General features: G+C 70.7%; 11 protein-coding genes. 9 read left to right on the top strand and 2 right to left on the bottom strand.

Annotated features, from left to right (window positions below; translation table 11 throughout):
- Nucleotides 1-15 precede the first annotated feature (15 nt).
- The 7 genes from ACGFY9_RS19005 to holA all read left to right on the top strand — a co-directional run bounded on the left by ACGFY9_RS19005 (nucleotide 16) and on the right by holA (nucleotide 8159).
- Nucleotides 16-747, top strand: coding sequence for a hypothetical protein (locus ACGFY9_RS19005; RefSeq protein WP_393755476.1), 732 nt, complete (start codon nucleotides 16-18; stop codon nucleotides 745-747).
- Between the two features lie 108 nt (nucleotides 748-855).
- Nucleotides 856-1701, top strand: coding sequence for a DegV family protein (locus ACGFY9_RS19000; protein WP_266856636.1), 846 nt, complete (start codon nucleotides 856-858; stop codon nucleotides 1699-1701).
- A gap of 284 nt (nucleotides 1702-1985) precedes the next feature.
- Nucleotides 1986-3173 (top strand): helix-hairpin-helix domain-containing protein, encoded by a 1188-nt coding sequence (locus ACGFY9_RS18995; RefSeq protein WP_393755951.1) that lies wholly within the window; start codon nucleotides 1986-1988, stop codon nucleotides 3171-3173.
- Nucleotides 3170-5851 carry a ComEC/Rec2 family competence protein gene (locus ACGFY9_RS18990; protein ID WP_393755475.1) on the top strand — a complete coding sequence of 894 codons (2682 nt, stop codon included), beginning with the start codon at nucleotides 3170-3172 and terminating at the stop codon, nucleotides 5849-5851. The genes ACGFY9_RS18995 and ACGFY9_RS18990 overlap by 4 nt, the downstream gene beginning before the upstream one ends.
- A 4-nt stretch (nucleotides 5852-5855) precedes the next feature.
- The gene (locus ACGFY9_RS18985; RefSeq protein ID WP_393755474.1) at nucleotides 5856-6683 is read left to right on the top strand and encodes an arylamine N-acetyltransferase; all 828 of its coding nucleotides are present in this window, start codon (nucleotides 5856-5858) and stop codon (nucleotides 6681-6683) included.
- Between the two features lie 69 nt (nucleotides 6684-6752).
- Nucleotides 6753-6998: a hypothetical protein gene (locus tag ACGFY9_RS18980; protein WP_033285933.1), complete on the top strand. Its 246-nt coding sequence runs from the start codon at nucleotides 6753-6755 to the stop codon at nucleotides 6996-6998.
- Nucleotides 6999-7169: 171 nt separating this feature from the next.
- Nucleotides 7170-8159: a DNA polymerase III subunit delta gene (gene holA / locus ACGFY9_RS18975; RefSeq protein ID WP_393755473.1), complete on the top strand. Its 990-nt coding sequence runs from the start codon at nucleotides 7170-7172 to the stop codon at nucleotides 8157-8159.
- A gap of 201 nt (nucleotides 8160-8360) precedes the next feature.
- Here the strand turns inward: holA and rpsT are convergent, their stop codons facing one another.
- Complete coding sequence (rpsT, locus tag ACGFY9_RS18970; protein WP_019064182.1) at nucleotides 8361-8627, bottom strand: 30S ribosomal protein S20; 267 nt, start codon at nucleotides 8625-8627, stop codon at nucleotides 8361-8363.
- Nucleotides 8628-9152: 525 nt separating this feature from the next.
- Here rpsT and lepA point away from each other — a divergent pair.
- Nucleotides 9153-11027, top strand: coding sequence for a translation elongation factor 4 (lepA, locus tag ACGFY9_RS18965; RefSeq protein WP_393755471.1), 1875 nt, complete (start codon nucleotides 9153-9155; stop codon nucleotides 11025-11027).
- A gap of 284 nt (nucleotides 11028-11311) precedes the next feature.
- Nucleotides 11312-13186, top strand: coding sequence for an AMP-dependent synthetase/ligase (locus ACGFY9_RS18960; protein ID WP_393755470.1), 1875 nt, complete (start codon nucleotides 11312-11314; stop codon nucleotides 13184-13186).
- Nucleotides 13187-13272: 86 nt separating this feature from the next.
- Here the strand turns inward: ACGFY9_RS18960 and ACGFY9_RS18955 are convergent, their stop codons facing one another.
- Entirely contained in the window at nucleotides 13273-13857 is a 585-nt protein-coding gene (locus tag ACGFY9_RS18955) for a two-component system response regulator (protein ID WP_393755468.1), read from the bottom strand.
- Nucleotides 13858-13866 lie beyond the last annotated feature (9 nt).

Raw genomic sequence — 13866 nt, 5'->3', positions numbered from 1 at the left:
GCCGGTGGAGGAGCGTTGGAAGCCGTGATCACAGTCTTCGCCCTTCTCTTCCTGCTGTTCGTGGTCGCGGGCGGCTACGCGGCGGTCAAGGCGATCGGCGCGGCCAAGCGCGGCGTCGACCGCACGGTCGCGCAGGCCCGGCGCTCGGTCGAGGACCACACCCTGCGCGCCAAGTCCTTCGCCCAGCCCGGCCCGCAGGGTCAGGTGGCCCAACTCCGGCTGGCGCTGCGCACATCGATGCGCGCGACCCAGGACGCGCTGCACGCGGGCGTGCCCGAGGACGAGTCGCTCAAGGAGTCCCTGGGCCTCTTCCAGCGGCTCAGCGCCCACGGCCGTGAACTCGACGGCGAGCTCAGGCGCCTGGAGTCCGAGCCGGACCGCAGGACACTCGCCGAGCGGCTGCCCGCCCTGCGCGAGCGCACCGAGCGCATCACGAAGTCGGCGGACTCACTGCGCTGGGCGGCCCGCGACCGCGCCGGGCGCTTCGCGGAGGACGACCTGGAGACGCTGAGCGCCCAGATAGACATGGAGGCCGGTGCCCTCCGCCACTGGACGAAGGCGGAGCACACGACACCCCCGTGGCCGGACGCCCCGCCCGCCGACGCCACGACGGGCCAGCAGACCTGGCCGGAGCCCCCGCGCTCCCGCCCCGCCGCCGGGGAACCGGCTCCGTCCGCCATCACCCCGCCGGGACGGCGTCCCGCTTACCCCTGGCAGAAGAAAGCCCGCCCCGAGAGCACGACTTGATCGCGCGGCACGGTGTGCGTGTGCGACGTGTGGTGATCCGGCCGGTTCCGGCCCAGGTGAAAGGGGTCGGGCTGCCGCCCGGCCGCTACGGCAGGTAACCTCCAGCTCATGTCCCGCCATGTCGCGATCGTCACCGATTCAACGGCCTACCTGCCGCCGCTGACGATGGAGCGCCACGGCATCACAGCGGTGCCGCTGACCGTGGTCCTCGGCGACCGGGCGCTCGAAGAGGGCACCGAGATCTCCACCCGCTCCCTGGCCCAGGCCCTGCAGAAGCGCCGACCGGTCACCACCTCGCGCCCCAGCCCCCAGCTCTTCGCCGAGACCTACCGCAAGGTCGCCGAGTCCGGCGCCACCGGCATCGTCTCCCTCCACCTCTCCGCCGAACTCTCGGGCACCTACGACGCGGCGGTCGTCGCCGCGCGTGAGGCACCGGTGCCGGTGCGGGTCGTGGACACCGGGATGGTCGCGATGGCGCTAGGCTTCTGCGCCCTCGCCGCGGCCGAGACGGCGGAGGCGGGCGGCACGGTGGACGAGGCGGTCACGGCCGCGGAGAAGCGGGCCGCCGGCACCTCCGCCTACTTCTACGTCGACACCCTCGACTATCTGCGCCGGGGCGGCCGTATCGGCGCGGCACAGGCCCTGTTGGGCTCCGCCCTCGCCGTGAAGCCGCTGCTCCAGCTGGAGGGCGGACGCATCGAACTCCTGGAGAAGGTACGGACGGCGTCGAAGGCGATCGCCCGTCTTGAGGAGCTCGCGGCGGACCGGGCGGGCAGCGCGCAGGTCGACATCGCCGTTCACCATCTCTCCGCGCCTGAGCGGGCGTCGGCGCTCGCGGATCGGTTGCGGGCGCGGGTGCCGGGGCTGGCCGATCTGCATGTGAGCGAGGTCGGGGCGGTGATCGGGGCGCACACCGGGCCTGGGTTGTTGGGGGCTGTGGTTTCGCCTCGGTGACGGGGTTTGCCGGGACGGTTCCTTGGGCGGGTGGCACTCGTTCGGGTGATGGAGTTATCCACAACTGGGCGGTCGTCCCCGGGAATTGAACAAGATCATCGCGAAGTCGCGGAATATCCGATCCTCGGCGCATGGCACTTCGATCACGCTCACACACAGCGACTGCGACCAGCGGCCCGGGCCGCGCCCCGTCCTCCGACGGCCGAACTCGGCATCGCCGCGCGCCCGCACGGGGGCGTGCACATCGTCAGGCTTCGGCGGAGGAGCTTCGGCGGCGGGCGGAACTGCTCTTTGGCGAACGTGACGGGGAGCGGGGGGAGTTGGGGAATGGGCCGCCGGGTGGCGGTGGGAGTGGGGGCGAGCCTGTAGAGCCTCCTGTTCTGCCGGTGGCTGAGGCGAGGGGGCAGGCTGCTCCGTCGGTGCCGTCGGAGTCGTCTGTGCTGCCTGTGCCGCCTGTGGTCAGGGCGGCGGGGCTTCGTTTTCCGGCGCCTGTTGATGCCGGGCCGTGGGCTGTTCCGGAGCGGGAGCCGGAGCCGAGGGCAGGGGCGGAGTTGGGGTCGGGGCAGCGGGTGGTCCGGGTGGGTTCACCGGTGGGTGTTGCCCTGGAGCCCGATGGCTTCTCGTACACCGGCGGGGCCGAAGTGGCTGGAGAGGCTGGGGAGTTCAGCGGCACCGGCGAGGTCGGCATCGGGCGGGATCGTGTGGCCGGGGCTTGGCGGGAGCGGGCCGGGGCGGCTCTGCGGGAGCGGATGCCGGTGTGGGTGCAGACGCGGTGTGGGCTGGAGCGGCGGAACGTGGTGGCGCTCGGTGTACTGCTCGTGGTGGCCGCTGTCTTCGCCGTGCAGCACTTCTGGGTGGGCCGGACGCAGCCCGTGCGTGCCCCGGAGGTGGTGGGGGCGGCAACTCCCTTCGGAGCAGGGGGTGGAGGCAGGGACGGTGGCGGGGGTGCGGCTGCGGGGAAGGGGGCTGGACCGCGTGCCTCGTCGGTGGGAGCGCAGGGTGCTTCGGGTGTGGCCGGTACCGAGATCGTCGTGGACGTCAGCGGCAAGGTCCGGGAGCCCGGGGTTCATCGGCTTCCGGCCGGTTCACGGGTGACCGATGCGTTGCGGGCGGCGGGCGGGGTGCGGCCGGGCACGAACACCGACGGGCTCAACCGGGCTCGGTTCCTCGTGGACGGGGAGCAGATCGTCGTCGGCGGTCCGGCCCCCGCGGCGGCGTCTGGTGCTGGAGGTGCGAACACCACGGGGGTGGCGGGCGCTGCCGCGGGAGCCGCACCGACGGCTCCGGTCTCCCTCAGCACGGCCACTGCGGATCAGCTCAACACCCTGCCCGGTGTGGGCCCGGTGCTGGCCCAGCACATCATCGACTACCGCACCGAGCACGGCGGTTTCCGCTCGGTGGACGAGCTGCGTCAGGTCAACGGCATCGGAGACCGCCGCTTCGCCGATCTGCGGGATCTGGTCCAGCCATGACCCGCGTTCACGACGATCCGCCCGAGCCCACGACTCCTCGCCGCACGGCACAGGACGACCTCTCCTCGCCGGCCCGCCGGACTGTTCACGCCGACTCCGGAAGCCGGCGGGGTGCCGCACACCCCCGACAGGAAGGACCGACGGACCTACGACTCGTACCGCCCGCGCTCGCGGCCTGGGCGACGGCGGCACTGGCGCTGGACGCGTCACCGGGCTGGGTCACAGGAGTCGCCGTCGCCTCGCTGACCGTGGCGCTCGTGCTGCTGGTGACGCGGCGACGGGACAGGGCAGGGGCAGACGCCGGCCACGCCCCGTCACAGCCGGACGCCGGCCTCTTACCGGAAGACGTTTCACTGGAGGGAGTTCACCCCGCGCCTTCGTGGCGGCAGGCCGCATGGCCCCGGGTCTCGATCGCCGCCCTGCTCCTCTCCATCGCCGCGGCCGCCGCCTCCGCCGGGCTGCACGGGGCGGATCTGCGGCGCGGGCCGGTGCCCGAGTTGGCGGAGCAATACGCGATGGTGACCGCGGAGGTGGAGGTCGGTTCCGATCCACGGTTGACCCGGCCCCGGATCAGCGGGGATCACGCGGCTCCGGTCTCCGTGCTGATCGACGCCGAGGTGCGGCGGGTCGAGGAGATGGACGGGGCGGTCGTGGAGACGCGGGCGCCGGTGCTGCTGATCGTGGACCCGGGCTCGTCCTCCAAGGGCGAGGGCGGGACAGGGGGTTCCCGTGGCGGGCCGGAGCGTTCGCCCTGGCTCGGGCTGCTTCCGTCGACGCGGGTGAAGGTGACCGCGCGGTTGGCGCCCTCGCTGACGGGCGGGGACCGGGTCGCGGCCGTGCTGCGGGTGCGGAACCAGCCGGTGCCGGAAGTGGTGGGGGAGCCGTCCGGAGCGCAGCGGTTCGCGGGGCGGTTGCGGGCCGGGCTGCGCGAGGCCACCGACGGGTTGCCGGCGGACGCGCGGGCGTTGCTGCCGGGGCTGGTAGTCGGGGACACCGCGCGGATCACGCCCGAGTTGGACGAGGCCTTCAAGGAGACGGACCTCGCGCACACCCTGGCCGTCTCCGGAAGCAACCTCACCATCCTGCTCGCCCTCCTCATCGGACCACCCGGTCTCGCCCAGCACATCGAACGCCGGGGTCTGGCACCGCGGTTGGGCATCTCCCTCCGGGCGACCGCACTGCTCGGCGGGGTGCTCACGCTCGGGTTCGTCGTCGTGTGCCGCCCCGACCCGAGCGTGCTGCGGGCCGCGGCCTGCGGTGCCGTCGCGCTGCTAGCCCTGGCGACCGGGCGCCGCAGATCACTGATCCCGGCACTGGCGACGGCCGTACTGCTGCTGGTGCTCTACGACCCGTGGCTGGCCCGGAGTTACGGCTTTCTGCTCTCCGTGCTGGCCACCGGTGCCCTGCTCACGCTCGCGCCGCGGTGGTACGAGACGCTGCGTCGGCACCGGGTTCCGCCGCGGCTGGCCGAGGCACTGGCCGCCGCTGCCGCCGCTCAGGCGTTGTGCGCGCCGGTCGTGGCCGTGCTGTCGGCGCGGGTCAGTCTGGTGGCGGTGCCGTGCAATCTGCTCGCGGAGATCGCCGTCGCACCGGCCACGGTGCTGGGCTTCGCGGCGCTGGCGACGGCACCAGTGGCGATGCCGGTGGCCAAGGTCCTTGCCTGGGGCGCGAGTTGGCCCGCCGGGTGGATCGCGGACGTCGCCCGGACCGGCGCGGCGCTGCCCGGCGGGGGAGTGGACTGGCCGGGCAGTTGGACCGGGGCGCTGCTGCTCGCGCTCGCCGTCGCGGCCCTCGTGCTGGTCGGGCGGCGGCTGTTGAAGCACCCCTGGTTGTGCGGCGTCTGCGGGTTGTCGCTGCTGCTGATCGTGATGGCACCGGCGCCGCTGACCCGGGTGATCACGGGGTGGCCGCCGCCGGGTTGGAGATTCGCCATGTGCGATGTCGGTCAGGGTGACGCGACGGTGCTCGCGGCGGGCAAGGGCACCGGTGTGGTCGTGGACGCCGGGCCCGATCCGAAGCTGGTCGACCAGTGTCTGCGCACGCTCGGCATCACCAGGATCCCGCTCGTCGTACTGACCCACTTCCACGCCGATCACGTCGCGGGGCTGCCCGGGGTGCTGCGGGGCCGCTCGGTGGGCGCGATCGAGACGACGTCCTTCGAAGAGCCCGCGGACCAGGTCGAGTCCGTACGGAGGGCGGCGGCGGAAGGGCACATCCCGATCATCCGGGCGGTAGCCGGGGAGCAGCGCCGCACCGGTCCGCTGTCCTGGCAGGTGCTGTGGCCCCCACCGCACCCGGCGCCGGACCCGGACGGGCCGAACGACGCGAGCGTCGCCCTGCTGGTACGGACGGCCGGCCTGCGACTGCTGTTGCTCGGGGACCTCGAACCCCCGGCCCAGCAGGAGCTGTTGAGATCACCGGCGGCCGCGTTGCTGGGAGGCGTGGACGTACTCAAAGTCGCCCATCATGGCTCGGCCTACCAAGATCCGGACCTGATACGCAGGGTGGCCCCGCGGCTGGCGTTGATCTCTTGCGGAGAGAACAACACCTATGGACACCCCGCCCCCAGCACGGTCGCGGCGCTGCGGGCCATGGGCGCGGTGGTCCTGCGGACGGATGTGGACGGGGCGCTGGCGGTGAGCGGGGAAGGAGACGGGCTGCGGGTGGCGCGAGACTGAGGGCATGAATCCCGCACAGGTTGATGCCTGTCTCCGCCGGCTGGGAGTCCAGCGCCCGGCGTCGCCCACCGTCGACGTCCTCCGCGAGCTGCATCTGCGCCATCTGCAGACCGTGCCGTTCGAGAATCTGTCGATCCATCTGGGAGAGGAGATCGTGCTGGAGGAGAACCGGCTGCTGGACAAGGTGGTGGGCGCGGGCAGGGGCGGGTTCTGCTACGAACTGAACGGACTGTTCGGCGCGTTGCTCACCGCGCTGGGCTTCGACGTCGCGCTGCTCGCGGCGCGGGTGTACGGGGACGAGGGGCGGACGGGGATTCCGTACGACCATCTCGCACTCCGGGTGCGGACGGTGGACGGGGGCACGTGGCTGGCCGACGTGGGCTTCGGGACGCACAGCCACTACCCGCTGGCCTTCGAGGAGCGGGGTGAACAGAAGGATCCCGGCGGCACGTTCAGGGTCGTCGCGTCGGAACCGGATGCGGCCGGGGCGTCCGGAGCGGGTGCGGGGGAGGCGACCGACCTGGACGTGGTGCGGAACGGACGGCCCGAGTACCGCCTGGAGGTGCGGCCCCGGGTGCTCGGTGACTTCGTGGCCGGAGCGTGGTGGCACAGCACCTCGCCCGCGTCGCATTTCACTCGGTCACTGGTCTGCTCACGGCTCACGGACGACGGTGGGCGGGTCACGCTCAGCGGCCGAGGTCTGACGGTCACGGGTGCGGACGGGACGCGGGACGTACGTGAACTGACCACGGACGAGGAGGTGTTGGCGGTGTACCGGGAGCGGTTCGGGATCGAGCTGGGGGTGGTGCCGACGGTGCGTGAACCCGCGTAGGCCCGCCCGACCCCGGACGGGCCCGGGGTGAGTTCGCGTGAGCCTGCTGCCGTACCGGAAAATGTCCCCGTGAGCGATGTGAGACATGTGCTGGTGCTGCCCGACCGTGACGCGGCTCAGGAGGCGGCGGAGGTGCTCGGGGAGCGGTTCGCGCTCGACGAGGAGCCGCGGCTGGTGCGGGACGCGCTGGCCGGTGAGGACGACGCCGAGGACGCGCAGTGGCTGCTCGTCCTGCGGGATGAGGACGGGCGGCTCGACCCCGCGGAGCTGGACGCGTTCGCGGGGGAGTGGGACGGCTGGCGCGAGGAGCCGTAGCAGTGGCCGAAGCCGCTGTCGGACTCGCACCCCCGTACTTCCGCGCCCTGCCCACACCGCACGCCGCGCGCCCCACCCGGCACCCGGACCGGTGCCGACGCGAGGCTCCGGCACCCCGCCCGACCCGGCACGCGGGACTCGTTGTCAGTGGCGCGTGCGATGCTTTACGAGATGGCCAGGAAGACTGCGAATGACGACCCTCTCGCCCCGGTGACGCTTGCCGTGGGCCAGGAGGACCTCCTGCTCGACCGTGCCGTGCGGGAGGTGGTGGCCGCTGCTCGGGCCTCCGACGCCGACACGGACGTACGTGACCTGACTTCCGACCAGCTGCAGCCCGGCACGCTCGCCGAGTTGACCAGCCCGTCGCTCTTCGCGGAGCGCAAGGTCGTGGTCGTACGCAATGCGCAGGATCTGTCCGCGGACACGGTCAAGGACGTGAAGGCGTATCTCGGTGCGCCCGCCGAGGAGATCACGCTGGTGCTGTTGCACGCCGGCGGGGTCAAGGGCAAAGGGCTGCTCGATGCCGCGCGCAAGGCCGGGGCGCGGGAGGTGGCCTGCCCGAAGATGACGAAGCCGGCGGACCGGCTGGCGTTCGTGCGGGGTGAGTTCCGGGCGACCGGGAGATCGGCCACGCCGGAGGCCTGCCAGGCGCTGGTCGACTCCCTCGGCAGTGATCTGCGCGAACTGGCGTCCGCCGTCTCCCAGTTGGTCGCCGACATCGAGGGGCCCATCGACGAGGCGGTCGTCGGGCGGTACTACACGGGGCGGGCCGAGGCGTCGAGCTTCACGGTCGCGGACCGGGCCGTGGAGGGGCGGGCGGCGGAGGCGCTGGAGGCGTTGCGGTGGTCGCTGTCCACCGGGGTGGCGCCGGTGCTGATCACCAGTGCGCTGGCGCAGGGGGTGCGGGCGATCGGGAAGCTGTCGTCCGCGCGCGGGGGACGGCCGGCGGATCTGGCGCGTGAGCTGGGGATGCCGCCGTGGAAGATCGACCGGGTACGGCAGCAGATGCGGGGGTGGACACCGGACGCGGTCTCCGTCGCGCTGCGGGCGGTGGCCGAGGCGGACGCGGGAGTGAAGGGCGGTGGGGACGATCCGGAGTACGCGTTGGAGAAGGCGGTCGTCACGATCGCCCGGGCGGCCCGGTCCCGGGGTCAGGCCTGACCCCGGCTCCGCCTCGACTCCCAAGTGGCGCAAGAGCCCCGGGAAACAGCAATGCCCCCGAAGTGGGTCCGGGGGCACTGTACGTGGCGTGGCGACCACGATGTCTGTCCGTGAATCGAGGTAGAGGGCTCGACGTTGTCCTCACGGTGGATTGCTACTGGCCCGGTCCGCGCGAGCGCGGGCCGAGGCAAGTGCGGAGGATCAGCCCTGGAGCGCGGTGACCTTGGAAGCAAGCGCCGACTTCTTGTTGGCGGCCTGGTTCTTGTGGATGACGCCCTTCGCGACGGCCTTGTCGAGCTGACGCGCGGCAGCGCGCTGGTACTCGGTGGCCTTCTCGACGTCACCCGCGGCAGCGGCTTCGCGGGCCTTGCGGATCGCGGTCTTCAGGGAGGACTTGACGGCCTTGTTGCGCAGCCGAGCCTTCTCGTTGGTCTTGATCCGCTTGATCTGGGACTTGATGTTCGCCACGAATGAGCCTTTGCAGGTTCTGGCACGGGGCCGCACGGGTCCCGGGCCGATGATTTTTCTTGGGGTGTGTCTCGCACCGAGCGGGGATTCCGGTCAGGGACGAGGCACAGCCACCCAGGTTACCAGCCGCCCACCGGCCCACCCAAACCGGTCCCCGAGAGGCATCCGGCCGGACCCCGAGGGGCCTCCGGCGAACCTCTCGCACCGTCCCGAACCGGACCGCACCCTTCGTCCGTCGGCCCAGGCCAGGCCCCTGACCCGACTCCCGACCAGTCCCAGGCCTACCTGAACCGTTCCCCGAGTCCCAGAGCAGCCCCAGACATACCTGACCACTCCCTCCCACTCCCCGAGAAGCCCCTGAGCCCCCGAACCCGCCACCGAACCGACCCGCGAAAACGCCCATGGTTACCCACCCGCACCGGCCCAAACCGGACCGCACCTCCCACGCGTGGGACGATGGAGCCTACGTATCGATCCGACCCGAGACCGCAGAGACTGCGGACGCCTCAAGAATCAGGACCCTGCGTGCCCGCGATCCCCAGCCATGTGCCCGAGCCGAGCCGTACCGACCCGGCGCTGATCCGCAATTTCTGCATCATCGCGCACATCGACCATGGCAAGTCCACGCTCGCCGACCGGATGCTCCAGCTGACCGGAGTGGTCGACCAGCGGCAGATGCGTGCTCAGTACCTCGACCGCATGGACATCGAGCGCGAGCGTGGCATCACGATCAAGTCCCAGGCCGTGCGTCTGCCGTGGGCCCCGACTCTCGGGGACGACCAGGGCAGTACCCACATCCTCAACATGATCGACACCCCGGGACACGTCGACTTCACGTACGAGGTCTCACGGTCGCTCGCCGCCTGCGAGGGCACCGTGCTGCTCGTGGACGCCGCCCAGGGCATCGAGGCCCAGACCCTCGCCAACCTCTACCTGGCGATGGAGAACGACCTCACGATCATCCCCGTACTGAACAAGATCGACCTGCCGGCCGCGCAGCCCGAGAAGTTCGCCGAGGAGCTGGCCAACCTCGTCGGGTGCGAGCCCGACGACGTGCTGCGGGTGTCCGCGAAGACCGGTATCGGTGTCGACGCGCTGCTGAACAAGGTCGTCAAGGAGATCCCGGCGCCCGTCGGGAACGCGGACGCGCCCGCCCGCGCGATGATCTTCGACTCGGTCTACGACTCCTACCGCGGTGTCGTGACGTACATCAGGGTCATCGACGGACAGCTCACCAAGCGCGAGAAGATCCGGATGATGTCCACGAACGCCACGCACGAGCTGCTGGAGATCGGGACGAACTCGCCGGAGATGCTCGGCGCGGACGGGCTCGGGGTCGGCGAGGTCGGCTATCTGATCACCGGCGTGAAGGACGTCCGCCAGTCCAAGGTCGGTGACACGATCACCACCCTGCACAAGGGCGCGACCGAGGCGCTCGGCGGTTACAAGGACCCGAAGCCGATGGTCTTCTCGGGTCTGTATCCGCTGGACGGTTCCGACTACCCGGAGCTGCGCGAGGCCCTCGACAAGCTCCAGCTCAACGACGCCGCGCTCGTCTACGAGCCGGAGACCTCGGCCGCGCTGGGCTTCGGCTTCCGCGTCGGCTTCCTCGGGCTGCTGCACCTGGACGTGATCCGGGAGCGGCTGGAGCGCGAGTTCGGGCTCGACCTCATCGCGACCGCGCCGAACGTGGTGTACCGGGTCGAGATGGAGGACGGCAGCGAGCACGTCGTCACCAACCCGAGCGAGTTCCCCGAGGGGAAGATCGACAAGGTCTACGAGCCCGTCGTCCGGGCGACGATCCTCGCGCCGTCGGAGTTCATCGGCGCGATCATGGAGCTGTGCCAGACCCGGCGCGGCACCCTGCTCGGCATGGACTACCTCTCCGAGGACCGCGTCGAGATCCGCTACACGCTCCCCCTCGCGGAGATCGTCTTCGACTTCTTCGACCAGCTGAAGTCCAAGACCCGCGGCTACGCCTCGCTCGACTACGAGCCCACCGGCGAGGTGACGTCCAGCCTGGTCAAGGTGGACATCCTGCTGCACGGCGACAAGGTGGACGCCTTCTCGGCGATCACGCACAAGGACGCGGCGTACGCGTACGGCGTACGGCTCGTCGCCAAGCTGCGGGAACTCATCCCGCGGCAGGCCTTCGAGGTGCCCATCCAGGCCGCCATCGGCTCCCGGGTCATCGCCCGCGAGACCATCCGCGCCATCCGCAAGGACGTCCTCGCGAAGTGCTACGGCGGTGACATCTCCCGTAAGCGGAAGCTGCTGGAGAAGCAGAAGGAGGGCAAGAAGCGGATGAAGATGGTGGGTTCCGTGGAGGTTCCCCAGGAGGCCTTCATCGCGGTGCTGTCCAGCGACGACAGCGGTGGCGGCGCCAAGGGCAAGAAGTAGCGGGCCCGTACACCGAAATTCCGGACGATAGCCAGACGATTCACAGGGCCCGTTGCGCTCAGGCGCCGCGGGCCCTGAGTCTTGGCTCTGTACGAAGTGGTCATGGCTCTGTTCGAAGTGACCGTCCACCGCCCCTTACGCACCGGCCGGTCGCGGCTTACTCTGATCACTGCTCGATAGTTACTCGTGAGTTAAACAACAGCCACATGAGCCACCAGCCGCAGTGAGTCAACCGCCGCAGCAATGAGCCAGTAGCCGCACTGTCGCGGGCCCCGGAGGATGTCGTGAGCGACACACAGACCCTGATCGAGAACCGTCCGCCGTCCGTGGCGGGCCTCTTCCTGGAGCGCGTGGCGGCCACGCCGGACGCCGAGGCCTACCGCTACCCGGTGCCGGCGGCCTCCGGTGAGGGCCCCGACGACTGGAAGTCGCTGACCTGGGCGCAGGCCGCCGAGCAGGTCTTCGCGATCGCGGCCGGACTGATCGAACTGGGCGTACAGCCCGAGGAGCGCGTCGCACTCGCCTCCGCCACCCGCGTCGAGTGGATCCTCGCCGACCTGGGCATCCTGTGCGCCGGCGCCGCCACGACCACCGTGTACCCGCAGACCAACGCCGACGAGTCGACGTTCATCCTCGCCGACTCCGGCAGCAAGGTCCTCATCGCGGAGGACGCCGCACAGCTCGCCAAGGCACGGGAGAAGCGCGCCGAACTGCCCGAGCTGACGCACGTCGTGGTCATCGACCCGACCGGCGTCGAGACCGGCGACTGGGTGCTCACCCTCGCGGAGCTGGAGCAGCGGGGCGCCGCGTACCTGGAGAAGAACCCGGACCTGATCAAGGAGCGGGTCGGGGCCATCACCAAGGACCAGCTCGCGACGATCATCTACACCTCGGGTACGACAGGCCGCCCCAAGGGCGTCCGTCTCCCGCACGACAACTGGTCCTACCTGGCGAAGGCCATCGCCGCGACCGGGCTGCTCGGCCCCGACGACGTGCAGTACCTCTGGCTGCCGCTCGCGCACGTCTTCGGCAAGGTGCTCACGTCGGGGCACATCGAGATCGGGCACGTCACCGCCGTCGACGGCCGCGTCGACAAGATCATCGAGAATCTGCCGGTCGTGCAGCCGACGTACATGGCGGCCGTCCCGCGCATCTTCGAGAAGGTCTACAACGGCGTCGCGGCCAAGGCGCGGGCCGGCGGCCCGGCCAAGTACAAGATCTTCCAGTGGGCCGCCGAGGTCGCCCGCGAGTACGCGAAGGTCACCCAGGACAACTTCCGCCGCACCGGCGTGGCCACCGCGCCCTTCGGTCTCGCCGCCAAGCACAAGGTCGCCGACGCGCTGGTCTACGCGAAGATCCGCGAGGCCTTCGGCGGCAAGCTGCGCGCGTGCGTCTCCGGATCGGCCGCGCTCGCGCCCGACATCGGCTACTTCTTCGCCGGCGCCGGCATCCACATCCTTGAGGGCTACGGCCTGACCGAGTCCTCCGCCGCCTCCTTCGTGAACCCCGGCGAGGCCTACCGCACCGGCACGGTCGGCAAGCCGCTGCCCGGCACGGAGGTGCGCATCGCGGACGACGGCGAGATCCTGCTGCGCGGCCCCGGCATCATGGAGGGCTACCACGGCCTGCCCGAGAAGACCGCCGAAGTCCTGGAGTCCGACGGCTGGTTCCACACCGGCGACATCGGTGAGCTGTCCCCCGACGGCTACCTCCGCATCACGGACCGCAAGAAGGACCTGATCAAGACCTCCGGCGGCAAGTACATCGCGCCGGCCGAGGTCGAGGGCCAGTTCAAGGCCGTCTGCCCGTATGTCTCCAACATCCTGGTGCACGGCGCCGACCGGAACTTCTGCACCGCCCTCATCTCCCTCGACGAACCGTCCATCCTGGAGTGGGCCAAGGACAACGACCTCGCGGGCAAGTCCTACGCCGAGGTCGTCGCCGCCCCCGCGACGGTCGCCATGATCGAGGCCTACGTCAAGGAACTCAACGAGGGCCTCCAGCGCTGGCAGACCATCAAGAAGTTCCGCCTCCTCCCGCGCGACCTCGACGTGGAACACGGCGAGATCACCCCGAGCCTCAAGCTCAAGCGCCCGGTGGTGGAACGCGAGTACAAGCACCTGATCGACGAGATGTACGCGGGCTCACGCGAAGCGTGACTGTTCGGCGGGGGCCGGGCCCAACTCCCTAGGGGCGCGGGGAACTGCGCGCCCAGCCCCCACCGAACGCGCACACAACAACGCACCTACCTGGTCGAGCGCCGCCGCAACTCCCGCACCAGCAGCCCCATCTCCCGCACCTGAACCCGAAGTTCCCCCACCTCATCAACCGTGCTGGCCGCCATCCGCTCCTCAACTTCCTTGAGCCGCAACGCCAGTTCATCGAACTGCCCCTGCTCCCGCGCCAGCATCCGCTCCAACAGCTGGTTCTTACGGTGCAGTTCGAGAAACACGCTCACCTTGGCCCGCAGCACCCAGGGATCGAACGGCTTGGTCAAGTAGTCGGCGGCACCCGTGGCGTACCCACGGAACGCATACCCCGCATCCGCGTCCGTGCCGGTCAGGAAGATGATCGGGACGTCCTTGGTCTGGTCGAGCCGTTTGATGTTGGCCGCGGTCTCGAACCCGTCCATGCCCGGCATCCGGATGTCCAGCAGAACCACCGCGAACCGCTGCCGCAGCAGCGCCTTCATCGCCTCCTCGCCCGAACGAGCCCGTACCAGCGGCTCGTTGAGGGACCCCAGGACGGCCTCCAGCGCGACCAGGTTGTCCTCCATGTCGTCGACCAGGAGGATGCCGGCACTCTCGTCGGTCGTTGCCTCAGCGCTCATGATGACTGT

Origin of the sequence: Streptomyces sp. NPDC048504 (assembly GCF_043200035.1) — a bacterium.
In the GTDB taxonomy this organism is placed as follows: domain Bacteria; phylum Actinomycetota; class Actinomycetes; order Streptomycetales; family Streptomycetaceae; genus Streptomyces.
The sequence above is the reverse complement of the archived record's forward strand: the minus strand, read 5'-3'. Positions and strand labels throughout refer to the sequence as shown.

What these genes read in the sequence shown, in the direction of transcription:
- ACGFY9_RS18955 (WP_393755468.1), bottom strand. Translation starts at nt 13,857, where the DNA reads ATGAGCGCTGAGGCAACGACCGACGAGAGTGCCGGCATCCTCCTGGTC.
- ACGFY9_RS18985 (WP_393755474.1), top strand. Translation starts at nt 5,856, where the DNA reads ATGAATCCCGCACAGGTTGATGCCTGTCTCCGCCGGCTGGGAGTCCAG.
- ACGFY9_RS18990 (WP_393755475.1), top strand. Translation starts at nt 3,170, where the DNA reads ATGACCCGCGTTCACGACGATCCGCCCGAGCCCACGACTCCTCGCCGC.
- ACGFY9_RS19000 (WP_266856636.1), top strand. Translation starts at nt 856, where the DNA reads ATGTCCCGCCATGTCGCGATCGTCACCGATTCAACGGCCTACCTGCCG.
- holA (WP_393755473.1), top strand. Translation starts at nt 7,170, where the DNA reads ATGGCCAGGAAGACTGCGAATGACGACCCTCTCGCCCCGGTGACGCTT.